At 59.0% G+C, this 23051-nt stretch carries 16 protein-coding genes and 3 pseudogenes; 10 read left to right on the top strand and 9 right to left on the bottom strand.

Annotation, left to right across the window (positions count from 1 at the left end):
• Positions 1 to 530: 530 nt before the first annotated feature.
• Positions 531 to 782, bottom strand: a complete 252-nt coding sequence (locus tag ABVK50_RS32945) for a hypothetical protein (RefSeq protein ID WP_353646495.1) — start codon at positions 780 to 782, stop codon at positions 531 to 533.
• Positions 783 to 1100: 318 nt separating this feature from the next.
• On the opposite strand from ABVK50_RS32945, the pseudogene ABVK50_RS32940 reads away from it, so the two are divergent.
• Positions 1101 to 1226 (top strand): annotated as a pseudogene (locus ABVK50_RS32940) (transposase); the annotation flags it as partial.
• Positions 1227 to 1670: 444 nt separating this feature from the next.
• On the opposite strand, the gene ABVK50_RS32935 reads toward ABVK50_RS32940, so the two are convergent.
• Positions 1671 to 2114 (bottom strand): hypothetical protein, encoded by a 444-nt coding sequence (locus ABVK50_RS32935; RefSeq protein ID WP_353646494.1) that lies wholly within the window; start codon positions 2112 to 2114, stop codon positions 1671 to 1673.
• A 162-nt stretch (positions 2115 to 2276) separates the two neighbouring features.
• Between ABVK50_RS32935 and ABVK50_RS32930 the strand changes: the two genes are divergently transcribed.
• Complete coding sequence (locus tag ABVK50_RS32930; protein ID WP_353646493.1) at positions 2277 to 2612, top strand: hypothetical protein; 336 nt, start codon at positions 2277 to 2279, stop codon at positions 2610 to 2612.
• Positions 2613 to 3237: 625 nt separating this feature from the next.
• Here ABVK50_RS32930 and ABVK50_RS32925 read toward each other — a convergent pair.
• Positions 3238 to 3831: an SOS response-associated peptidase family protein gene (locus tag ABVK50_RS32925; protein ID WP_353646916.1), complete on the bottom strand. Its 594-nt coding sequence runs from the start codon at positions 3829 to 3831 to the stop codon at positions 3238 to 3240.
• 239 nt (positions 3832 to 4070) lie between these two features.
• Entirely contained in the window at positions 4071 to 6452 is a 2382-nt protein-coding gene (locus ABVK50_RS32920; protein ID WP_353646492.1) for a transketolase, read from the bottom strand.
• Between the two features lie 117 nt (positions 6453 to 6569).
• Here ABVK50_RS32920 and ABVK50_RS32915 point away from each other — a divergent pair, with 117 nt between their 5' ends.
• The 4 genes and pseudogenes from ABVK50_RS32915 (at position 6570) to ABVK50_RS32900 (ending at position 10436) form a co-directional block, all read left to right on the top strand.
• Positions 6570 to 7040 (top strand): Lrp/AsnC family transcriptional regulator, encoded by a 471-nt coding sequence (locus ABVK50_RS32915; protein WP_353646915.1) that lies wholly within the window; start codon positions 6570 to 6572, stop codon positions 7038 to 7040.
• Between the two features lie 100 nt (positions 7041 to 7140).
• A pseudogene (locus tag ABVK50_RS32910) lies at positions 7141 to 7328 on the top strand (transposase); the annotation flags it as partial.
• A 487-nt stretch (positions 7329 to 7815) separates the two neighbouring features.
• Complete coding sequence (locus ABVK50_RS32905) at positions 7816 to 8007, top strand: hypothetical protein (RefSeq protein ID WP_353646491.1); 192 nt, start codon at positions 7816 to 7818, stop codon at positions 8005 to 8007.
• Positions 8008 to 8786: 779 nt separating this feature from the next.
• Complete coding sequence (locus ABVK50_RS32900; RefSeq protein WP_353641105.1) at positions 8787 to 10436, top strand: IS1634 family transposase; 1650 nt, start codon at positions 8787 to 8789, stop codon at positions 10434 to 10436.
• A gap of 1004 nt (positions 10437 to 11440) precedes the next feature.
• On the opposite strand, the gene ABVK50_RS32895 is transcribed toward ABVK50_RS32900, so the two are convergent.
• Positions 11441 to 11881, bottom strand: a complete 441-nt coding sequence (locus tag ABVK50_RS32895; protein WP_353646914.1) for a MucR family transcriptional regulator — start codon at positions 11879 to 11881, stop codon at positions 11441 to 11443.
• 832 nt (positions 11882 to 12713) lie between these two features.
• On the opposite strand from ABVK50_RS32895, the gene ABVK50_RS32890 reads away from it, so the two are divergent.
• The 3 genes from ABVK50_RS32890 to ABVK50_RS32880 all read left to right on the top strand — a co-directional run bounded on the left by ABVK50_RS32890 (position 12714) and on the right by ABVK50_RS32880 (position 16813).
• Positions 12714 to 13193: a hypothetical protein gene (locus ABVK50_RS32890; RefSeq protein WP_353646490.1), complete on the top strand. Its 480-nt coding sequence runs from the start codon at positions 12714 to 12716 to the stop codon at positions 13191 to 13193.
• A gap of 561 nt (positions 13194 to 13754) precedes the next feature.
• On the top strand, positions 13755 to 14585 hold the full coding sequence (locus ABVK50_RS32885) for a LuxR C-terminal-related transcriptional regulator (protein WP_353646489.1): 831 nt from the start codon (positions 13755 to 13757) through the stop codon (positions 14583 to 14585).
• A 1571-nt stretch (positions 14586 to 16156) separates the two neighbouring features.
• Entirely contained in the window at positions 16157 to 16813 is a 657-nt protein-coding gene (locus ABVK50_RS32880; RefSeq protein WP_353646488.1) for a redoxin domain-containing protein, read from the top strand.
• 462 nt (positions 16814 to 17275) lie between these two features.
• Here ABVK50_RS32880 and ABVK50_RS32875 read toward each other — a convergent pair whose 3' ends face one another.
• The 4 genes from ABVK50_RS32875 to ABVK50_RS32860 form a co-directional block, all read right to left on the bottom strand.
• Positions 17276 to 18607, bottom strand: a complete 1332-nt coding sequence (locus ABVK50_RS32875) for a polysaccharide biosynthesis/export family protein (protein WP_353646487.1) — start codon at positions 18605 to 18607, stop codon at positions 17276 to 17278.
• The gene (locus tag ABVK50_RS32870; protein WP_353646486.1) at positions 18604 to 18843 is read right to left on the bottom strand and encodes a hypothetical protein; all 240 of its coding nucleotides are present in this window, start codon (positions 18841 to 18843) and stop codon (positions 18604 to 18606) included. The genes ABVK50_RS32875 and ABVK50_RS32870 overlap by 4 nt, the downstream gene beginning before the upstream one ends.
• 251 nt (positions 18844 to 19094) lie before the next feature.
• The gene (locus ABVK50_RS32865; protein WP_353646485.1) at positions 19095 to 19886 is read right to left on the bottom strand and encodes a GGDEF domain-containing protein; all 792 of its coding nucleotides are present in this window, start codon (positions 19884 to 19886) and stop codon (positions 19095 to 19097) included.
• Between the two features lie 883 nt (positions 19887 to 20769).
• A complete protein-coding gene (locus ABVK50_RS32860) occupies positions 20770 to 20916 on the bottom strand; it encodes a hypothetical protein (protein ID WP_353646484.1) in 147 nt (48 codons plus the stop codon).
• A gap of 1272 nt (positions 20917 to 22188) precedes the next feature.
• Here ABVK50_RS32860 and ABVK50_RS32855 point away from each other — a divergent pair.
• A pseudogene (locus tag ABVK50_RS32855) lies at positions 22189 to 23034 on the top strand (integrase core domain-containing protein).
• The last annotated feature ends 17 nt before the right edge of the window (positions 23035 to 23051 follow it).

Here is a 23051-nt window from a genome sequence, read left to right as displayed (position 1 = left end):
CGCGAACGCGGGCCCTGTGCGGGGTAGCATCGGGCCCGATCACCTTCCCGACGGACTTCTATGGGAAGTGAGTTCAGGCAGTGGCGGAAGTTGCGTCGGCACCAAGTAGGACCGCGGTCCAGTATCTCGATTGCAGAACCAAACTTCTAAAAGGGCAACCCTTCACGATGTGCCCCTAAGCCGTGGACGGCGTTTTATTGCGAGCGGTCGGGATTTAAGGCCGGCGAACGATGATGAGCAGCTGCGGCTAACCGCCGCCGCCAGCTTTCAGAACCAGAAGTGGCCGATAGCAAGTCCTGAAATTAACAACAACAGAGGAAGGAGCAGGTCCATCGATATACCATAGCGTAACGCGCCTTGCTTTTCAGCAGGACGGTCAAACTCAAAGTTCTGTCTCGATAGCTTTGTCATGGGGGCACCGGACCTACAAGCAACTGCCGTAGGATCACATGCTGCGTTTAATGCTTTCCGCTGTGAATCCGTAAAACATTAGCGAATTGCACATACCACCACGAAGCCGGTTAAGGCGACTACCTCGGCAGGGTATATCGGATGGTGAGAGAGGCGCCCTTGCCCTTCGGTGGCTGACTTATTGTCCTGTCGCTGGCTCGCATCTCGGCATACATCACACTGCAGCAGACTGGCATGTGATGACGAGTGCTTGGATAGCCGCCGACAGTTCGGTGCATTTCACCAGAGTTGATGTCGATTGATGCCGCGCCCTGCGCCTCGGCGACCTTCAGTCGTTTCTGTAGCTCTGCCTTGAAGATGACAGTTTTCATTTGAACCCCCTCTTGATCGAAGGGTTCTTTTGAAGAGGATATTGTCCACCGCGTCTATGTTAGAAATGCGCGCCGCTTACGATTGTAGTAACCGTTGTTGCGAAGGAGCAACGTTTTTAACCTACTGGTAGGCGGTAGGGGGCCGGAACGATCAACTAACGCTTGTGCAAGATTAATGAATCAGCCGCTTGCCCGCCTTGTGGACGCGGTCACCGTCGCCGATGAGGTTGCCCCGCTTCCTCAACGACCAGGCGGAACACCAGGCTGGCATCCTCGGCTAGGGCCTTATATCTTCCAAGGCGGCCAGCCGCCCTCGGCTATGGCGAGAAGAACCCGCTGCGCACGGCTCAGCGCAGCGGCTACCGCGACAGAGACTGGGAGACGCGGGCCGGCACCGTCGAGCTGCGCATCCCCAAGCTCAGGAGGGGCTCCTACTTCCCGAGCTGCCGGGCCTTTAGGCAGAACGAATGTAGTGGCGCTCCCAGAGAGCCGCCATTCAAAATGACAAATCGGGGATCACCGTATGAATCCAGACAGAATCGAATCGGACGGTTACGGAGTGGGCTTCGCTCGATCAGTTCGGCAAACAAAGAGGCCGCCTAGCGGGGCGCTAGGCGGCTCAACCGCTATCTCCGGGGTGGGGTATTGGGTTAGATAACGGATAACGAAATGTATCAGATTGAAACACCTTAGGCGACGGCCAACAGGTTGTAATTGGATCTACCTAGCGAGGAATACGCACTTCTCTCGCATCTCACGAATCGCCGCTGGAGTCATGAATAGTTTCTTGCCGATTTACTCGTACTGGAGCTTGCGAGGCGCAACAAAAGCGACCTAACCCCTCGGGTCTAGCCGCAACCCAAGCCCGCCTACGTTCGCCTTGCGGGCTTAGTTATTTACCGCCTCGTCGCCGAGTGTCGCAGAAAACCCTTGGAAATCAATCGGGAGCGCCTGGCGGGCCCCGCAGATCAGGCGGTGATGCACACCGCCCGCGCTGCCGAGGGCATCAGCTTCCCGCCGCGTCGCCTTAATAGCCACCGCCCCCTTGTCGCCACTCATGCCGCCACTGTTCCCGTTCGATGTGGAAGCGGCTGGCGGTGCGGGTGGAGACTCGCCGCGTGGTGCTGTCATGCAGGCATTCAAAGCAATACCGAAAGCAGGATGAGCAGGCGCATACCGATAACCTTTCACATTGCCCTCGATAAACGTCTTAGCCGCAGTCAATATTCCATGAGTTTGATCACAGATTGCGCCCGCCACGGTTCGCCCTGGCGGGGTTTTCCTAGTCGGACTCACGTTTGATGTTTGCGAGCCTTCCAAGCGTGATTTCATCAACGCCGTGCCTTGTGGCAATCTGCCCGGTGAGGGAGGAATCCAATGTCGATCCATCTCACCGAAATCATTCTCGCCGCCTCAATCCTGGGCTTCGCGGTCGCTTACTCAATATTGTGAGCCGCCGCAGATCGGGCCGCACCGATTTGAAGGCAATGACAAATGACCGCTATTCGCGGGTCCGTGATTGCATCAATTCTCGTCGCCGCAGGCGGCTTGTTCATTGACACGGCGCGCGGTCACCAAGCCATGCCGACAGATGCGCAACCGTCTGGATGGGCCTATCCGCCCTCGTGCTGCGGCGGCGATGATTGTCAGGCTGTTCCGGATAAGGCAATCGGCGAAGGGCCGCGCGGTTACATCATCCGCGCCACTGGCGAAGTGATTGGCTATGCCGATACGCGCATCAAGGTTAGTCCGGACGGCGTGACGCATTGGTGCGCAGGTGCCCACACCAAACGAACGATTTGTTTGTTCATTCCGCCCAAAGGTTTTTGAGGCGACCCTTTTTGCCCCTCCCGCGCTCGACGCTTGCCGCGTCCATGTCGCACGGATTTTGCCGATGGTCGCAGGAAGCCCGTGGAAATCCATGAGAGGGCGCGCGCCCGTTTTCGCGCAATTGGAAGTGGAAGCGCCTGCCTTAGGATTCTCGCAAACATTGCGCATCATCGGCGGGGCTCCAAACTGGCAGACGAATCCTCGGAAATGTGGCTGCGTGCGAGATCAAGCAGGATTGGTTGCTTGGGGCCCAACGAATTCTTGACTGCCTCAGTGAAATCGGTGTTTCGGCCTGTCAACATTTCTCGAGGTGGAAAAGTGGGGAACAAAAAAATTGTTGTTGTAATTCCACTTGTTACATTTGGAAGGTGGCGGAGGACGAGGCAGACAGCATCGCGGCGCGCTTGGCGGCTGGGGAAACCGCTACCGGCGTTGTTTTGCGATAAGTGCCGTCCAGAGACGAGTGAGCGGTAATTAAACGTCTGGAGGGCTACCGGGTGGAGGCGGTCAAGACGGCTGGCGGCTGATGATCCGTGGTGTCATCATTGAAGGACGGGCAGCGGCCGACTCGTCCAATTCTGCGGCGCCCCCACTGCCAACAATCTCGGCGTTTTCAGCCATGCCGTCAGTCGCTCCCCTTGCGTATGGTTTCAACTTCAAGCGAACCTGGCGGAAGCGGTTTGAGCAATTCGGACTCGGGTTTTGTCAAATAAATCCAGGACGCCCAATCCTTCGGCCAAAGCACTACGACCTGCCGGTTATGGTAGGGCTCGACATCAGATCCCGGTTCGGTGGTGAGCATCGTAAAAGCCGGCGGTTGATTACCCTGGCCGCCGCGCCAGAGGCCGGCTATGGCCATAAATGGCGCGTTGACAAGCGTGAACCGGTGCTTCGCCTTCGGATATTTATTGCCGGTGAATTCGAAAAACGCGCTAGCCGGTATGAGGCAGCGATTGCTGCTTCCGAAGCTTCGTCCCTCCGATCGGAAGTTGAACACCGGTCCACCCCTGTGGCCTGACGGTGGGAAACTGAAATTCATCGAGGCCAGCTCGATGCTATTGCCAACAGCGCACATGACCGGCGCCATGTCGTTGATCCGGACGTTATCGCTTTGCGGAAGGTCGAGTTCGGACTGCTGCGTGGGTATGCCAAGTTCGAGCGCCTGCATCATCATGCAGTATTCCGCCCACTTCACATGCTGTTCGTACGCGTTGCACATTCCGATCAATGTAGCTCGCAACTCGCGTGAGGACGAGGGTGAGAGTTACGATCCTACGTCATACCGACTCCATGTAGTTCGGCTTCATGAGATGATCCTCCGACTGCAAAGAAATCAACGTCTTTGGTGCCGATCGGCGCTGGAACCTCAGTCCGCTTCACAACGGCCGTTTCTCTCTGTCCATCGGTCGCCAACTCTCGGCAGCGGGTTAAGTCCCAGCAGGAATCTGTTGCCAGAGTTCACGAGTATCTGACGGGGCGGCCAGGCGCTATCGCGGCGGCCGCGGCGACGATTCCCCGAGTGTCGATTTCAAAATGCCGGTAGAGATCTGCGATCGTGCCCGTTTGCCCGAAGCGGTCGACGCCGAGCGATCTTGTCTTGTGACCCGACACTGAACCGAGCCAGCCGAGCGCTGCGGGGTGGCCGTCGATGACGGTGACCAGGCCCGCGGCGGCGGGAGCGGCCGCAAGAAGCCGCTCGACGTGGCTCACCGCGTGATGAAAACCCGCCTGTCGAGCCTGCCCAGCGGCCGTCCACCCCGCATAGAGACGGTCGGCCGATGTGACTGCAAGCAACGCCGTATCCGGACGGTCCTCAGCAAGAAGGCCGACTGCTTCGATCGCTTCTGGGGCGACTACGCCAGTATAAGCGATAACAACCTGCGTGTTATGAGCAGGAGGTCGCATCCAGTAGCCGCCGTCGATAACCGCGCTCAGCATCTCCTCGTCGAGCGAGCGCCGCGGCTGTGCTATCGCCCTAGTCGAAAGACGCAAGTAGACAGCGCCTCCGGTTTCCTTGCCGGGCCAAGCCTCGTTGCCTGCTGGGTCCCTGCTTGAGCGCTGAATATATTCGAAGGCGAAGCGGGTGATTGCGGCGAGTTCATCGACGAACGCCGGCTCGTAGCTTGCAAGCCCGTCTTTGGCCATACCGATCAGCGGGGTCGCAATGGACTGGTGAGCGCCTCCCTCGGGCGCGAGCGATACGCCTGACGGCGTGGCAGCGAGAATGAAGCGGGCGTCCTGGTAGCAAGCGTAGTTGAGGGCGTCGAGGCCACGTTCGATGAACGGGTCATAAAGGGTCCCAACCGGCAAAAGGCGCTCGCCGAATATTTCATGCGAGAGTCCGAGCGCGGAAAGCAGCGTGAAAAGATTCATTTCGGCAATGCCGAGCTCGAAATGCTGTCCGCGGCTAGACCAACTCCAGTTGTAGGTGGAGGCGATACGTTCGGTTTTGAACAGGTCCGCCGAGGCTTCCCGCGAGAACAGTCCCCGCCGATTCACCCAGGCGCCAAGATTTGTGGAAACCGTCACATCCGGTGAAGCGGTGACAATGCGACTGGCGAAGTCCGACTCCGATTTGGCAATCTCGTGTAGGATCAGTCCGAAGCCCTGCTGGGTGGACATTGTCGGCTGTGTTGTAATCGATAGGCTTTCGGGAACCGCCACCCTTTTTGCTTCAAGGCGCCGTGGGCCTCCTTGAATGAACGGGGCGGCCGCAAGAACGGTTTGCAATTTTGCTTGCGGAACGCCCAGTCCTTCAAAGCGCTCCCATTCACGACCTTCGCCGATATTCATCTTCTTGCGCAAGAGTTCGATCTGGCCGCCCGTCATCAGTCCGGCATGGTTGTCCTTGTGTCCGGCGAGCGGCAGTCCGTAGCCCTTGATGGTGTAGGCGATGAAACACGTCGGCCGGTCATGTTTTCGTGCCGCATTGAATGCCGAAATGAGGGTCGGCAGGTCATGGCCACCCAAGTTCGTCATCAACCTGGCGAGGCTTGCATCATCGTGCTGATCGAGCAGTTGTGAAATCGGTGCCTGATCGCCGAAATCATCGACTAGTCGTTTTCGCCATGCGGCCGCGCCTTGGAATGTCAGCGCTGAAAAGAGCTGGTTGGGGCATCCGTCTATCCATTCCCGCAGTTGTTCTCCGCCGGGCTGTCCGAAAACCTTCTGCTGGAGCGATCCGTGTTTGAGGATGACGACGTCCCATCCAAAATTGCGGAAAATTGCGTCAAAGCGCGCCCAAAGTCCTTCGCGAACGACGGCGTCGAGGCTTTGGCGATTGTAGTCGACGATCCACCAGGTGTTTCTGAGGCCGTGCTTCCAGCCCTCCAGAAGGGCTTCGAAGATGTTTCCTTCGTCCATCTCGGCATCGCCTGCAAGAGCGATCATCCGGCCCTGGCCGCGGGCGGTTCCCCATGCTTTGGCGCCGACGTAGTCCTGAACCAGGGACGCGAACAGCGTCTGAGCGACGCCAAGCCCCACGGAACCTGTCGAGAAGTCTACATCGTCGCCGTCCTTGGTCCGCGATGGATAGGACTGGGCGCCGCCGAATCCCCGGAAATTGCGCAGCTTTTCGAGGTCCTGGTTGCCGAAGAGATACTGGATGGCATGGAATACCGGACTTGCGTGCGGCTTGACGGCTACTCGGTCTTCTGGCCGCAGCACCGAGAAATAGAGCGCCGTCATGATGGTGGCGAGCGAAGCGGATGACGCTTGATGGCCGCCCACCTTCAAATCAGATGTCTCGCGCAGATGATTGGCGTTGTGAATCATCCACGTTGCCAGCCAAAGCACCTTCTTTTCGAGCGCTGCAAGCGCCTCCAGCCTTCCATGGTCCATTTCGTCACCTCCGCCCGCAACATAGAGGTAGAGACAAACGGCGTGTGACCAATCCAAGCTTGAACCCGCTGCAATCTTGGTGAAGATTGCCTTCAACCCAGCACGCAATAGGGATTTCTGCCAATGCGCAACATCGACGCGATCGATCGAAAAATCATCGGTGCGCTGCAGGAGGACGGCAAGATGACGGTTCAGGAGGTTTCCGAGCGGGTAGGGCTTTCTCAATCTCCCTGCGCGAGGCGCATCCGTATCCTGGAAGAAGCAGGAATCATCAAAGGCTACGCGGCGATCGTCGATCAAAAAAAGGTCGGTCTGCCGATCAGCGCCTTCGCATCGATAAAGCTCGAGCGTCAAACAGAGGACAATCTCGAGCGATTTACCCAGGCCGTGGCGAGATGGCCAGAGGTTGCGGATTGCTATCTCATGACTGGCCAGCGCGACTACCTGCTGCGGATCGTCGTGCGAGATCTCGAGGCATATGAAGATTTCCTGAAGGATAAGCTTACCCGTCTGGAAGGCGTGGCCTCGATCGAGACAAGTTTCGCACTTGGCCAGATCAAGCGATCCGAGAAGTTCCCACTCGGATAAGTTCGCTCGCATGAGCTGGCGCTAGCATTTCGATAGATGATTGGCTGAGAGAGGGTACGACGGCAACGATCTGGCGCCACGACCCGAACTGCGGTCGTCGCGGAAGGTGGATTTCCGCGAGGCGATCGATGCGGTGCGCTACCTCGTCCGGTCGGGCGTCGGCTGGCGGATGCTGCCTATCCACTTCGGCCCTGATAGACGGTCTACGGCTGGTTGCGGGGGTTGGCGCCCCGCTTCTTGTTCCAGACGATCCACGACATGTTGCTGGTGGCGGACCGTGGCCGAAGCAACTCAGGATGGGCCGGACGAGGTGTGGCCGGAAATGCTGCACGAGGTGTCGCCCTCGATTGGCGAAATCCTGGCCGACCTGATGCACGTGCGCGTCGTGCGTCGGATTGACGGAAGCATACGCTCACTTCGATCGAATTTGATCCGTCCACCACGGCTCCCACAATTTCCGTTCCGGCGAACAGCCGCATCACTGTCGGCGGTCGCATCCAGAAGCGCGCGTTCGTGGCTCATGCCGAGCTTCTGGCGGGCGCTCGCGAACTGTTGTCGTTCCGATGTCGGGAGTTCACATTACCGATGACGTAGTGGCATCCATAGTCACGAGCACGGCGCTGTTCGTCGCTGATTGCTACGTCTCGAGCGACAACAACGCCGCCATCGAAATTCAGAATAACACCGGCTCCACCGTGGCGGCCGGCAATGTGGATGTTACGACTTTCACCCGCGCCGGCTGGCTATTCCGTCGCATAAGAAGAGTGAGAACGACATGACGAATTCAACGACTGCTCAAGCTATTGCCGTTGGTGAAGTCATCCGGCTGTTGAAGCTCGGCCCGGATGAGTTGCCCGATCGGGTGCGGCAGGCGGAGGAAAGCGACCGCATCAAGGTCCATAACGATAGTGTCACTCTGCGCGGCCTCGCAGGCGACCAGAACTTGAAGCCAGAGATTTTCTGGTGATGGACAGCGGACAGCTTGCGAGCGTGTCGCGGGGTGTTTGGGATATGCTGCCCAAGGGGTAGATGGCGGGGGCATGGGCGGCTCGGGGTCTACAAGACCGTCGAGCGAACAGTTCTTCCTGTGACGTGGTTCCCTGAACCGGCTTTCGCGCCCGGCGAACCTATTGCATAGGTCTTGATGAGAAAAAGGCCGGCGTCCGTGTAAGGGACTGGAGGAGTTAGGCGGGCGCCGGCTTTAAACCATAACGGGGGATATGGTGAGATCGGAGTATACGGCCCGCCAGTCGCTCATTGCACCTTGTCCAATCGGAGAGGGTCACTCCTTCGGAGGGGCGCTGGCCTCGCTGGCCGGCCTGCACTGACGGTGAGATATGTATCCAAGGAAAAGTTGCTGGACGTGAAGCTAAAGACAATTTTCGGCCCGGTAATTAGCTTTTCTCTCAAGGGCTGAGGGCACAGACCTCCCTCAGTTCGACTGAGGCCCGACCGTTACGTCCCTTCCGGTCGGGCCTTCTTGTGTTCAGGACTAAATCACTCGGGGTGAACCGGCGGGCCGGATATCGCCAAGGAAGCCCGCCGATCCAAGCTGGCAACGCCCTATAAGAGGGGACCCTTAAGCCCGACTTGAACAGTTGCCGGCAGATTCCGGCGCATTTTCTGCGTTATCTCGTTGTTTTTGTTGAGGTGGAGCTAGGCGCGGTTTTTAGGCGTAATGCTAAATAATGTCCTGCTTTGAAGCGCGGAGCTTGACGAATCACCGTTTTTGGTAATGCTGATTGCATGTTCGTGCGCGAGAAGAACATCCGCGGCTACACCTACCTCTACCTCGTCGAGAGCGTGCGCGAGGAAGGGCGGATGAAGCAGCGGATCATCCGCAATCTCGGGCGCAAGGAGGCGGTCCTGGCCTCGGGTGATCTCGATCGGCTCGCCTCTTCAGTTGGCCGCTACGCTGAGCGGGCCATGGTCTTGCAGGCCATCGAGCAAAGTTCGACAAGCCTGCACACCCGCCGCATTGGCGCACCGCTGCTGTTCGGCCGGTTGTGGGAGGACACCGGTTGCCGGGCGGTCATCGAAGGGCTGCTGACGGAGCGGAAGTTCGAGTTTGCCGTCGAACGGGCCGTGTTTGCTGCCGTGCTTCACCGCATCATGGCCTCCGGCTCCGACAGGGCCTGCGAGAAGTGGCTCGTCGACTACGACATCCCCGGCGCCGACGATCTTGCCTTGCATCACTTCTACCGGGCCATGGCCTGGCTCGGCGAGGAACTGCCCGAGGCGCGCCAAGCCAATGCGACGCCATTCTCGCCGCGCACTGTGAAGGACGAGATCGAGGAAGCGCTGTTCGCCAGGCGCAAGGATCTCTTCACCGACCTCAGTGTCGTGTTTATGGATACCACCTCGCTCTCCTTCGAAGGCGCCGGCGGCGCCACGCTCGGCGCCCATGGCCATTCCAAGGACCATCGGCCCGATCTCAACCAGATGATCGTCGGCGTGGTGATCGACGGCGAGGGCCGACCCGTCTGCTCGGAGATGTGGCCGGGCAACACCGCCGATGTCAGCGTGCTGATCCCGGTCATCGACCGGCTGCGTCATCGTTTCGGCATCGGCCGGGTCTGCGTCGTCGCCGACCGCGGCATGATTTCCGCTGCCACGATGGCCGCGCTCGAGGAGCGCGGGCTGGAATACGTGCTCGGCGTGCGCGAGAGGACGGACGTCCTGGTGCGCCGTGTCGTGCTCGAGGACGACAAGCGCTTCACGCCTTTGCTGATCGAACGCGCCACCGGCGAGACGCAGCTCTTCGTCAAGGAGGTGACCGTCGAAGGACGGCGCTACATTGTCGCCCGCAATGAAGCCGAGGCGGACAAGGACCGTGCCGATCGTGCCGCGATCGTCGAGGGCCTCGACCGCCAGCTGAAGAAGGGCGACAAGGCGCTTGTCGGCAACTCGGCCTACCGCCGCTATCTGCGCAGCACGAGCCCCGGCGCTTTCGAGATCGATGCCGGCAAGATCGCTGACGAGGCAAGGTATGACGGCATCTTCGTGCTGCGCACCAATGCCAGGATCACGCCGCTGCAGGCCGTCCTGCGATATCGCGACCTCCTCCAGGTGGAGGAGCTGTTCCGCACAGCAAAGGCGCTGATGCGCACCCGGCCGATCTATCATTCCTCCGACGAGGCCATCCGCGGCCATGTGTTCTGTTCGTTTATCGCCCTCGTATTGCGCAAGGAATTGCACAAGCGCTGCGAAGCGGCCGCCATCAAGCCCGAATGGGCCGACGTCCTGCGGGAACTCGACCGCCTACAGACCGGCGTCATCGAGAAGGACGGCAAGGTGATCACCGTTCGCACGCCGGCAACTGGATCTATCGGCAACGTCTTCCGCGCGGCCGGCGTCGCCTTGCCGCCGAACGTGGCCGAAGCACAGGCTGCCTGAGCCGGCTTCGGAACCCTCCCTCGAGCGCTTCGTAGTGCTAACAACCCTGCGCACGCCCTCAACACATTGAAACACCAGCGCTTTCCAATTCGCGGTGTTTAAGTTGGGTTAAGCGTTACCGCTGGCAATGAAACGGTGAAGGGCAACCGCTTGTTCCTGCGGTCAACGCGATTAGTGTTCGGTACTGCGAACGCCCGCACAAACCCACCTGTCCAGCTTCGCAAAAATCCCGGCGTCGCATAGAGGGGTGTGGCGCGCGACGCCGGGGCAGCCCTCCACGGAGGGAGGGACAAACCGTATATTACCACAAGCTAATAAGCGCTACACGGGATATTCGCTGTTTAGGCTGCTTTGTCACGAGGGGCGGCGTTTTGCGTGCACCGCCTCTGCCTTATCGATTTCCGTTAGCGACTTTGCCGAGGCCTGAGGCGATCGTCTAGCGCAACCGGACACCTCGGCCCGCCCTCAGCGCATTGTCCGCCAAAAAGGAATAAGCTTTCCGGGCCGCTTCTTCTCTTAGATACTGAATTAATTCTCGTATGCCGATTTGCATGTATTACTAAAGTAAATATGCACCACCGGTATGGGTAAGGTTGGTTATAAATTCTTCGGATACCTCTTTACAATCCGCAGACTCATGCAAAAGTGTCTCGCGTTTTGATTTATAAACGCCGGAGGGGGCAATAACAAGATTGAGGTACTTACGGATACGCGGTCAGCGGCCAACAAGGGGGTGTCGCGCAGCGAGCCCAAGGCACCAATCGCAGCATGGTACAATGCCGAAGGCATCTGGTGCGTCTGCCGGCAACGGGCCGGCAAGGTCTGGATAGAGCAATATCAGGTGGTCATTTACGAATGAGGCCCAGCAGTCGCTTCTTTACGATGCCAATGAAGGAAGGGCCCGACCGGCAGGGCGGGGGACGAAATAGGCCGGTCGGGCGGGCCTCTACAGGCCAATAATTCTTCATTGGCTAAGAAAGCGGCGTAGTTGAGGCGTAGGCCCGCTATGAAGCCTTCGTCCGCCCGCGCTTCTTGGGCTTCTCGGCCGGCTTCCGGCCAAGGCCCAGTTCCTTCGCCATGGCCGAGCGGATGGCGGCATAGTTCGGCGCGACCATGGGATAGTCGCTCGGCAGGTTCCATTTGGCCCGGTATTCGTCAGGCGTCATGCCATAGCTGGCCTGAAGGTGGCGCTTCAGCGACTTGAACTTCCGCCCGTCTTCTAGCGAGATGATGTAATCAGGTCTCACCGACTTTTTGATCGGCACAGCGGGCTTCTGCGGTTCAACAGTCTCTGCTGCATGAGCAGCGCCATTGACCTGGCCAAGTGCTGCATAGACGTCGGCGATCAGTTTAGGCAATTCGCCAACTGGAATTGGATTGTTGCTCACGTACGCGGCCACGACGTCGGCAGTTAGCTCGATTTGCAGTTCGTTCTTATCGGTCATTGGATTTCCCCTCTCAATTCGCGGGGTGTACTTAGCCGCGTTGTGAAGGGAGCGCAATTGGGCCGGCGTGGAGTAATCAAGCTCCGAAGCGCCGCCCGCCAGCATTCAAGGAAAGCCCGGCTTCGGCCGGGCATTTCACGCGCAAAAAAGACCCGTCCGGCGTTGGGGCTGGGGAGCTGGGGACGCCGGACGAGTCGATGCGGGCACACAAGTTCCGCCGCGAGGCGGAAAGTGGCACGGCTTCACGAGTCGGGCAACTGCTTGCCCGATCCGCGCTGGACTGGCGTGATGCCGGTCCGGACAATACATCGATGCTGCCCGAAATTGCGGATGGCGTTCATCAAAAACAGGGAAGGGGCATGCCGCAAATAATCCAGCCGCGCGGGCTTAGGCGCCCGACCGCGGCCGCGCATCTTGGTATCTCTCCGTCGCTTTTGACCGCGAGCGGGCGGCGGGAAACATTCCAGCTCCCAAGATCATGTTCGGCGTGGCACCGTATGACCGCCGCGATTTAGATTCTTTGTTCGACGGCAAAGTCGCAGTGGTCGGAATACGAGCCGACAACGACAACGCTTCAGACTGGTGGGACCGCGAATGCGCCACAGAAAACCGAAGTACATAAATGAATACCTGGACCGGCATGGCAGAGCGCGCATCTATCTGAGGCGCCCCGGCTCGCCGCAGGTTGCATTGCCGACGCCGCTCTATTCGCCCGAGTTCTGGACGGCTTACACGCCGCCATGCAGGACACCCCTGTCAAGGCCAGCCGCATGCCCCCGGTTCGGTCGCTGCGGCGGTGCATGGCTACTAGGGCAGCATCGAGTTCAAGTCGTTGGCAGGAACGACACAGGCCGTTTACCGCGGCGTGCTCGACCGCTTTATAGCGACCAAGTATGGATCTGGGCCGATTGCGGGAATGCAGGCGAAGCATGTCAACACCATTATTGATGAGATGGCGTCCACCCCCACCGCCGCTTCGAACTTCCACAAGCGGCTCTGTGCGGTCAGGGACTATGCCGTTTCGGCTGGAATGCGCGCTGACAACTCGGTCGCCACATCGAAGCGCGTCAACCATTCATCGGACGGACACCGGACATGGACCGAGGAAGACATCGCCGCTTTCCGCAAGCATTGGAAAGTCGGGACGCCGCAGCGGCTCGCAATGGAAATCTTGTTGCACACCGGCCTCCGCCGGTCCGATGCGGCGCAACTCGGCTGGCGGCATGCCGTCGGCGGTGCCTTTGTCATCACGGCACAGAAACAGGCGCGCCGCTTCACATTCCAATTACAGCCGAGCTTGACCGATTCTTGAAAAGCTGCCCGGTCGAATATCTGGCGGACGTGTACTGCTGCCTGGATGGATGGCGGCTTATCGCCGCGTGCAGCGCCGCCGCGCGAATTGCTGTCGCTTCTGCCGAATGACCCGCCTTCGCCGACATTGCGGTGCGACAGACCAAAGAGAATCGCACCAAGATTGAATACCCCCGGTTGTAATCCGAGCTGAGATCGGTATTCTTTCCCCACTGCCGGGTTTCTTTGGACATGAGGACGAGGCGCGGATGGGCGCTGGGTGGGAGATGGTCGCAGCTTTCACACCCGGAGACCGGATTTGAGGCACGTCGCAGTCGAAGACAAGCTGATCGACGCGATCTACGCCACCATATTTGGCGAGGGATCCTGGCAGGATTTTCTCGATCGTCTGAGCCTCAACCTGCCTGACGGCAAGTCCGCATTGTTCTATCACGACATTACGAAGGGCAAGGGTGCTTGGGACCTTACCAGAGGTATGGACCACTCCCTCGTTGCCCAATACGGAAATTATTATTGCAGTCTGAACCCCTGGATGCCGGCTGCGGCGGTCAGGAAAGTTGGGGTGGGGGTCGTAGCCGAGCAGATGTATAGGCGCGACAAGCTGGTAAAGACGGAGTTTTACAACGACTTCCTTAAGAAGGTTGGCGGCGAGTCTGCCGTCGGTGTGACCATTGTAAGGGAGGAAGGACGCTCGTTCCTCCTGTCCACGCTGACCTCTTCGACCGATCCCGAAGCCAACCGGCCCGCAGCAGAGGTCCTGACAAAGCTGGCTCCCCACCTGCGACGGGCTTTCCGGCATTTCAGGGGGACCACGGGCGCAAAGTCCATTTCCGACATCGGCGCCACCTTGTTTGACGCCGTCAATATCGGGATGGCTGTCATCGGTGACCGAGGCTTGGTCAAATCGGTGTCTACAGAGGCGATGAGGGTCGTCGATGCCGGGAAGTGCGCCAGGATCAACATGCTTGGCAAACTCAAATTCTGCACCGAAGAAGCAGACGACATCCTTACCCAGATGCTTGACAGGTCCTATGAGGGACCAAGGTCGGTAAGCTGCGTCGTCGACACGGTAAAGCTGACCTTCATCCAAGTCATGAAAGACCGCTTGTCTTTCTACTTCGAGGGTCCGACGATCGTCGTCCTGATGGAACGGGGCGCAGGGCGTCAGAACGGCGGCTTCGACATTGTGCATTTCTCGAATGTTCACAAACTGACAGCTGCCGAAACCAGGGCCTTCGCCGGGATCATGGCTGGCAAGAACGTCGACGAGATCGCACGCGAGGCCGATCTTTCCAGGGAGACAATCAGGTCGCAGCTGAAGGGCCTCTACGCGAAAACCGGGACCGGCGGACAGATCGACCTCCTCCGTATGGTCGGCAAAATCATCCACTGAACGCAGCCCGCTTGGTTTCACCCTCGCGGGTGAAGATCGCTTTTTGAACTTGTGCGACAAGGCGTACGATGACGCTGTGCGTCAACGGGTTCGGCTTTCCTAACTATAGCCGAGGCTCGGCGGGGACGTTCAATAGCCCCAGCGTCCCCGCCTTTTTCTCCTGTCCTTCGTCGAACCCAATTGCTGACCTTGTGTCCGGATGGCGCACTCGACGCGGCACCTCCCCACCGACTGCCAGGCATCCAAGATGTTTCCGGCGGCAAACTCCGCTTTCCGAAAGGGTCGAAGTTAAAAACTGCAAGCCGCCTCGCAGTTGCCAAAGCGAATGCTCGCTTCCTAGGAGATCAGGGTGTCAGGGAGACTGGAGGCATCGCCGACTATGATGGTCAGGGTTTCGCATTGAGATTGCGCGAAGCCCATGCGGCCAGCTTGTCTTCGTCGTCGTTAGGAGGGCGGAACAAGCGTGCCTATTAGAGCGTGGCCCAGACGGCGGAATGCTCTGCTATTCAGGTGTGGTGAGCGTCTGGCTGGGGTGCAGCAAATCTGTCGCGGGCGGGCCTACGAGGAACGACAACTCGCGCGCCAAGTCTGATGACGGTAAGCAGCAGCAAACCTGGCCAGACGAGGCCGGATATGATCCACCCCAGGAACCCGGCAAACAGGGTCCATACCATATGCGCGCGCGCGTTCCAGCTTATGGCCTGTGTTCCACCTTTGAGCAGGCCTCCGCTTCCTGCCGCACCAACTTGATGATCATCTCCAACAGCAGGACGCAGGCCTCGACTGGCCACAGTTCCGCTGCACCGACGTGGTCATCGCATAGCTCGATTGGTCCCTGCAACCAAGACCGAGGGGTGCTACCAGATTACGCGCTAGGTTCTGGTGGCGGTTGCTACCAGATGGTGCATTTTTATGGTTGCGGCGCCATGGCGAGGGCCGCCTGAAGCAGACTGAATGGAACCGCTAGCCGGAATCAACTGGCCCTTGGCGGTTCCCATCTGTGTGCCAGCATCCGCATCTCGTTGCGCAACGTCTCTTCGATGTCGGATCGAGTGGCGTCCGCCTCCGGGTGATCTCTCAGCAGTTGGTCAGTCTTCGCCTTAAGATCCAGCGACGAATTTCGCCGTTGAGCGTCTGAAACGGTGTCTGCTATTTCCATGGCCAATGGAAGCTTTGACATCAGGTTCTCCTTCGGAGCAGCCGCCCTGTCGTTACTTTAGACGGTCGAAAAATTGGGGCGATGTCATGGAACGCTGAGATCGCGGCGAATTGCAGGCGTTTTGGAAGATCGCGTGCTATTTTAATGAAGAGCAAAACGGCAATTGCCGATGCTGAGGGGCTGTTCAGCCTGGCCGGAGGGTGGCGGCGTGAGAAGCAACCTTGAGATCGTGTTTTTGTGACCGGTAATCAGGTAAAATTCGCTCGCATGGTCCCTTTATACCTTCCGTGGGGTGGATCGTGCGGGGCTGGCGCTTTTGGGGCCACTGAAAAGCGCCAGCCGCCCGATTTGGGTATTCGCCGATCGGCGCTGCTGGATGTTGGTGCTTTGCTGCTTAGGAGGAGTCATTCCCGTGAACATCACCCAGATTTCCCACCCTGTTTCGCCAGGCAAGCCCGCTCCGGATTTTGTTCTACCCGCAGTGGACGGAAGCGGGACGGTATCTTTGGCCGACTATCGGGGAAGGACCCCATTCTTTCTTGCACTGTTCATTGGCCTGTGGTGTCCGTTCTGCCGCCGCGCAATCGCCCAAATCGCCGCATCGGAGCCTGCGCTTAAGTCTGCAGGAGTTGAAACGCTCGGAGTTGTGGCTACACCGCCCGATAACGCCCAGCTTTATTTCAAATATCGGCCCACACGCCTGCGTCTGGCGGCGGATCCCGAACTCTCGACGCATCAAGCATATGGCGTTCCAAAACCCACACTGACGCCGGAGTTCCTGAGGGCGTTGGAAACCACCCTGATCAACCCAGACGGGGTTTTGGCAGAACCGCTGCCGATCTCGCAGGCGGCCGAGGCCGTCGGGAGGCTAGACGGTTACAAGGAGAACGAGACGGACCAAGCCGATATGGAGCGACAGTGGCCGCAGCTCAAGGGCCAATTTTTGATCGATCGGGACGGCGTCGTCCGCTGGGCCAATATCGAGTGCGCGGCGGAGGGGCTAGCCGGAGTAGGCAAATTTCCTTCCGCCACTGATATCCTGGCCGCAGCGCGGACGCTGTCTAACTGAACCGGAAGGACTTCATGGCTTGAATGACCGTCCGCTACCACGCTGCCCAGACGGTCCAGCCAGCCAGCTCGTTCCAGTAGGATATTGGATTTAAGTGGAGTTGGGCGGGAAGCGCTCCTTCAGGTCGCGGGATCGCGGTCAGGGGAACATGTCCGGCCTAGCGCCTTAGTCGGTCTCGCGGCGAACGGCCGCGATCGCAATCATCGGTGCGACAAGCGCGGGATCGGGCGCGCTTCAGGGCCGGGCGGCGATCGGCCGCAGCGTCGCCGCCGGTTCACGCAACACTTTGCGATCACGCACGATGCCGCGCGATGCCGAGCGCCTGCGCGACGATCGGACGAATGTTTGAGGCATCCGGCCCCGGCATGAAACTGGCGGTCAGCATGGCGGCTCACCCGGTTCTGGACGGAACGGACGCGCCAACGCTACGAGTACATGGCGAACCGTTGTGCATCCTGTTTCTCAGCCCTCCGGCTGCGTCATCTGCTTTTGCTGAGGTTGGTCTACGATTGGGGTTTTCATATCCGCTTCGGCAAAGGTGACTCGGACAATATCTCCCCGTTCCAGCTTCGTAACTTCGTCGACAAGGCGGGAGGTGTATTCGCCATTCACCAGTCGTATGAGACGGTATTGAGGAGCACGGCCCAAGGCATTCTGAACGGCATTGCGAGCGGTATCAAATTGAGCAAATTTGGCCTTCGCCGAGGCAAGTGCTATTTCGTTTTGATAATATGCCAGTTCGACATCGCGCAACTTCTCAACATTCGCTTCGTCAATGCGGGTCTCCGTTTCGGCGAGAGCCTGATCGACCGCAATCCGGTTTTGCCTGGCGCGGAACAGTGCGGTTCGGAACTCGAGCGCTTCGCGTCGCGTCACCGCGAGCTGGCGCTGGGCATCTCGTCGTGCAGAATGCGCCGCTAGTCCTCTTTCCGCGAGACCTTCCTGAACGCTGAGCTGTTCTTCCAGAAGACGCACCTCCTCGTCGTGCAGCACGATGCTCTTTTCAATCGAGGATATCTCTTGATCGTAGCCTTCTCTCTGAGCGTCATAGGTGCGCCGCCGTGATTCTCTCGCGCGCTGACGCACGGCAAAAATAGCAGATTCGGCTGACATGATACTTGCTGCGTCTACAGGCGACGCGTCTACAGGCGACGCCTCCACGGGCGCGCCGGCGCCGAAATCGGAGCCTTCGATTTCAGCCAGAAGGCGTGCCTTCTGCACCCTGAGCGAATAGTTGTTCAACTCGAGCGAAGACAGCTCCTGCATCAGCGAGAGTCTGGCGCTTTCAGATGCTTCCGTTTGCAAAATGCCCCCCGCTTGAAGGACCAGTTGAAAAACCGTCATGTCCGGCTGGAATTGGAACGGCCCTGTTCTCACCACGTCCCCCACCAGGAACACCGGCGCGAATTCGGCGACCGATACTGTAGGAGAGCTTATTCGCACCTGTGTCGACAGCGAGTTTTGCAACAGCTCCGCAATCTTGACAGGGCTCAACCCGGCCACGGTCAGCTTTCCGAGCAATGGATAATAAATTGACCCGTCCGGTTCGACGCGGAAACGACCGGACAGCACCGTCGAAGTATTCTCGTCCCCATAGATAACGACCTGAAGCTCATCGCCTGCTTCGACCGGATATGCCCGGGCCTCCACCGCAGAAGCGAGGTCAATCTGTGATGTGGCGAGGCTGGCGACTACAACCGTTGCGACTAGACGCCGGTACGATACAGCACAAAAGCGGCTCCATCTGGTTCGCGACATTTTCCTCCCAATAGGACGTTCGCGATGTATGATCATTCGAACTGCCCGATCACTTTTGCGATTATGCTGCCGCCGCCCTGGTCGAAGGCGGCGCGGAGGCTCTGCAGGGCTGCCGCGTCATCCATGGTATCAACCCAACTGCCGACGATTCCCAAGAGGTCGTCAGGCGCGTTGAGAATTTCGAGGACTGTATAGAGTTCCCGCATGGCGGCGACCCGGACTGAATGTCTGTCCCGGCCGGTTTCTGGTACAATGATCTCTGCTTCCGCCATCGAATTCTCAGCCGGCTAGGTAGGTTGCACGTCGCCTCCGTAGGAGCGAGTGGGCGCAGCCTCCCAAAGCGCTGCCAGTACATCCGTGGTCAACGCCCGAGAGACCATATGATTGTAATCGGCTCGCTCACGACTGGCAGCTTGTGCAAACGGATGGCGTCTACCTCTTCTGGTTCGGATATTCCGTTGCCGCCGCCACAGAAGGATGAATTCATGGGCCTGCTTGCACGCTCGCTGCGCTGACGGACAATTCAGTGGAGCGCAGGCCGGGACGGCGAAGGGCCGCGCCGCAATTGCGTGTATTCGATACGGTTGCGTCCTCCTTTTTTGGCAACCTGCATTTGTTCGCCGGCCGCCCGAAGCAGATCGTCCAGTTCAATCTCTGCCTCGAATAAAACAACCCCCACACTGACGCTGAGCGGCCAATCCGAGCCGCCCGCCTCGAAACGCACTTCGGCTGCGGAATGTCGTATTCGTTCCGCGACTTTCTCGGCATCCTCTCGGCTGGCGCCAGGCAGAAAGACTGCAAATTCGTCGCCTCCGATGCGGCCGACCAAATCGCCCTTTCTCACCGAAGCGCGAATTAACCCGGCAAGGACTCGCAGCGCCTGATCCCCCGCGCGATGCCCAATGCGCTCGTTCAGCCGGCTCAAATGGTCGACGTCCACTACAAGAAGTGATCCGGATTGCCGTCCCGATCTCGAACCCGTCAGGGTGGGGTAGGCGTCGACCATAGCCGAGAAAAGCGGTCCGTTAAGGCATGAGGTGAGGCTATCTTGGGCGCGTTCTTGCGCGTATTGCTGCTTGAGCGCCGAAAGCTCGATTGTCTTCAACACAAGCAGAAAAAGCAGCGGTGTGCTGATTGCGAGTGGAAGAACGAACGCGATCAGCAAGGTCTGCTGAAATGTGGCGGCATCTTCACCGCCGAACAGCAGGAATTGCAGGAAAAGGGAGACAGCCAGGCAACCGATAGTGCCGGCTGCCGTCAACAGCAGAGCTCGAACCCATTTACGCTCCGCCAGTTCATTCAGCCTGATCTGCACTCGCCTCTCCAGCTCCCGCTGACCCGGCAGCTATCGTACAAATCTGAATGTTAAGTTTCCCCAGTGGGTTGCATTTTTGTTAAGGGCGAGAGGTCTCCAGTGCAGCGGCCGTCAATCGTGCACATATCTCTGCCAATGGGGCGCAGATCACGGCCGTCAGCCGCATGGCGCAGGCGCTTTCACAACTTGTCCACCATGAACCAGTTCAACTCCATTGCCCCGCAACTTCGGGCTGCGATGATCCCCAGCACCAATTCATCCCGATCTGTTAAGCCTACATAGCTCCTGAGACGATCCCAATGATAGGTGGCGCTGGTCCGCCAGACGGGCTGGACTTGAAATATTGTCCCCTGGTACACGAAGAAGAGTAGCTCGTTGCTCCGCACGATTTTCGATAAGACATCGCGATTCTAGCCCATTGGAGAGACATTCGCGATCAGTATGACGCACCCGGCTTTGTGGACGGAAAGCAATGGAGGGTCTCGATCCTGAAGAAACCCGGCCACCTCAAAGCCAATCTCGGCAAGCGCAATCCCTGCCTGGCTTTCCCAACTGGGCCTCGGTGATGTCATTTTTACGGGTAAATCCGGTCGCGACCTTGACGGCAAGCGTAAGCACAAGGGCGGTGGCTAGACAGATTTCGACTAGAGTCACTTTACGCATCGCGTGCTGCCCGAGTTCCCCACCATCCCGATCATGGCAGCCGAGCTTAGGCCACCGGCCAGGACGGTGCCTGCGGGTCTATGGACAAGGTCGAAATGGGCGCGGAACATGCCCGTGACGCTCATGCGGGCGATGTTGATCGCCACAACCGCGGATACAGCCAAAAAACAGTACCGCAGTCTGATCTTTTCGGATCGATTCGGGATTTCTGCAGCCAACACTAAGTCAGGAACTCAAGCGAGATGTTGGCGATTGACGAGCACGCCGGCGCGATCCAGTAGTAGCCCCAGCCGTCGCCGAATGCGATGGAATTGCCGAAGCGTGGTGCGCCGGTAACCTGGGCGACCAAGCCGGCGTTGAGACGCAAAAAGACATCACCAAAAAGAGACAGTGCGAGTCTATTCCAAAACTTTGGCACCGTCAGTGCAAGCAGGATGACTCCCCCGCCTGTGCAGCGACCCAGGTGCGGAACTGGCCACAACGTGAATTGCCAAGATGGTTAGCCCGATCCAGCTGAGCGGAGCGGCCGGTATCAGGAGTAGCAGACACACGGCCAAGGCCACGCTTGTGTCGCGCAGGGAGAGGTCTCGGGCCCGGAGGCGCCCACAAGAAGGCGGTCGCGCATGCGATTGCTGCCCAGACGATGACGCTGATGCCAAATGTCCCGAGTACCGCGCCACTCGCACCTTCAAGCATCGCGGCTAGAACGCGATGGGCCGATCCGTTGAGGAATCCAATTACGGCTAATCCGGCAAAGGCCACATTCCAGGTCCGGTTCAAGGCGATCTTCGGATCGAGCCCCCAGTGACGGTATAACGACACTCGAACCGTCCGCACAACCCGGAGATTTCGCGCCGGGAAAGCTCACATCAATCGCACCGGCGGCGATCTATAGATGAGAGCCGCCGGCGCCAAAGATCCCCAGCCACGAGAGACCAGCACCCGCGATCGGCGCGGGCGTCTATACGCTGCCATCCCGGTCGGGGTTCTTCGGAATAACGCCCAAAGCTTTTGAAGCCAAGACCGAAATCGCGACTGCTCCGATTAGAGTGCAAACATTATTCCTATTCGACATTGCCTCTGCTCTCGATTCCACAACCTGGGCAATTCAGGAGCCGGAGTGTGCAACCAGCTCTCTGATAGATCGTTGTCCGCCCTCCAAAAGGATTAGGCCGGGTCGGCGTCGAAATCCCCGCAATTTCGGGCGGGCCGCTCATAGATCGAGCGTGTCACCTTGCGCGCCGGCGAGTTCGCACAGCAACGAAGGCTTCAGCGCGCATAGGCGTTGCGGGCCAGCTTGCTGGCGCGGCAGCGCATCATGCTGTCCTCGTCGACGCGAGGCGCTGCCTGAACTTCCTTCCGCCCCGGCAGCGGTAGTCTCCATGTAGCAATCAACCCCGATGTTCCACTGGAATTGGTGGCTAGGAGCTCACTCCTGCCTCAACTCCGCAAGCACCGTTTGGGCGAGCCTCACGGCCACATTGCGAGAGACAGTCGTAAAACCTGCCGCGTAGACGAAGGCAGCGGCTCCCGGGCGACCAGCCTGCCGCCCCTATGCCATTCCACCTCTCACAGAGGTGGTGCCGGTTCTTGAGACAGGAGCATAAGGTGGATCGCCCGATGAAAAGGACGATCCAGCATGAAGACACGCAGACGGTTCACGGCCGAGTTCAAGGCCAAGGTCGCGCTTGAGGCGATCCGCGGCGAGCGGACGATTTCGGAGCTGGCCACGAAGCACCAGCTTCACCCCAACCAGATCACGCAGTGGAAACGGCAGGCCATCGAGAACCTGGCCAAGGCTTTCGACGACAAGGCGGCGGATGCGCAGGTCGGCCGGGAAGCCGAGGTGACGAAGCTGCATGCCAAGATCGGCCAACTCGTCGTCGAGCGGGATTTTTTGGCCAAAGCCTTCGATCGCTGAGCCTGGATCGGAGGAGAACGATGATTGATCCCGATCACAACCGGCTCTCGATCCGCCGCCAGTGCGAACTGGTCTCGATCTCGCGGGCGTCGTTCTATCGACAGCCGGCGGGTGAGACGCCCGAGAACCTCGAACTGATGCGTGTCATCGACGAAGCGTTCATGGAGACGCCGTGGTATGGCTCGCGCCAGATGGCGCGGCATCTGCGTCGCAGCTCTCGAAGACGCGATCGCCCGCTATGGCAAGCCCGACATCTTCAATACCGATCAGGGCTCGCAGTTCACCAGCTTCGCCTTCACGACGACACTGAAGGACGCCGGTATCGGCATCTCCATGGACGGGCGCGGCCGCTGGATGGACAATGTCTTCATCGAGCGACTGTGGCGCAGCCTCAAATACGAGTGCGTCTTCCTCAATGCCTTCGAGACGGGAAGCGAAGCCCGCAATGGCATAGGTTCCTGGATCGACTATTACAACCGGCGACGCCCACACTCGACCTTCGGCGGCAGGACACCCGACGAGGTCTATGCTACGGCGCAAATGACGGAGCGATTGGCGGCATAGAAACGAACCAGATCCAC

Source organism: Mesorhizobium sp. WSM2240 (genome assembly GCF_040438645.1).
In the GTDB taxonomy this organism is placed as follows: Bacteria; Pseudomonadota; Alphaproteobacteria; order Rhizobiales; family Rhizobiaceae; genus Allomesorhizobium.
The sequence above is the reverse complement of the archived record's forward strand: the minus strand, read 5'-3'. Positions and strand labels throughout refer to the sequence as shown.

Excerpts from the sequence above, each read along its gene's own strand:
- ABVK50_RS32945 (WP_353646495.1), bottom strand. The coding sequence starts at position 782 with ATGAAAACTGTCATCTTCAAGGCAGAGCTACAGAAACGACTGAAGGTC.
- ABVK50_RS32935 (WP_353646494.1), bottom strand. The coding sequence starts at position 2,114 with ATGAAATCACGCTTGGAAGGCTCGCAAACATCAAACGTGAGTCCGACT.
- ABVK50_RS32930 (WP_353646493.1), top strand. The coding sequence starts at position 2,277 with ATGACCGCTATTCGCGGGTCCGTGATTGCATCAATTCTCGTCGCCGCA.
- ABVK50_RS32925 (WP_353646916.1), bottom strand. The coding sequence starts at position 3,831 with ATGTGCAACGCGTACGAACAGCATGTGAAGTGGGCGGAATACTGCATG.
- ABVK50_RS32920 (WP_353646492.1), bottom strand. The coding sequence starts at position 6,452 with ATGGACCATGGAAGGCTGGAGGCGCTTGCAGCGCTCGAAAAGAAGGTG.
- ABVK50_RS32905 (WP_353646491.1), top strand. The coding sequence starts at position 7,816 with ATGACGAATTCAACGACTGCTCAAGCTATTGCCGTTGGTGAAGTCATC.
- ABVK50_RS32900 (WP_353641105.1), top strand. The coding sequence starts at position 8,787 with ATGTTCGTGCGCGAGAAGAACATCCGCGGCTACACCTACCTCTACCTC.
- ABVK50_RS32895 (WP_353646914.1), bottom strand. The coding sequence starts at position 11,881 with ATGACCGATAAGAACGAACTGCAAATCGAGCTAACTGCCGACGTCGTG.
- ABVK50_RS32875 (WP_353646487.1), bottom strand. The coding sequence starts at position 18,607 with ATGATCATACATCGCGAACGTCCTATTGGGAGGAAAATGTCGCGAACC.
- ABVK50_RS32870 (WP_353646486.1), bottom strand. The coding sequence starts at position 18,843 with ATGGCGGAAGCAGAGATCATTGTACCAGAAACCGGCCGGGACAGACAT.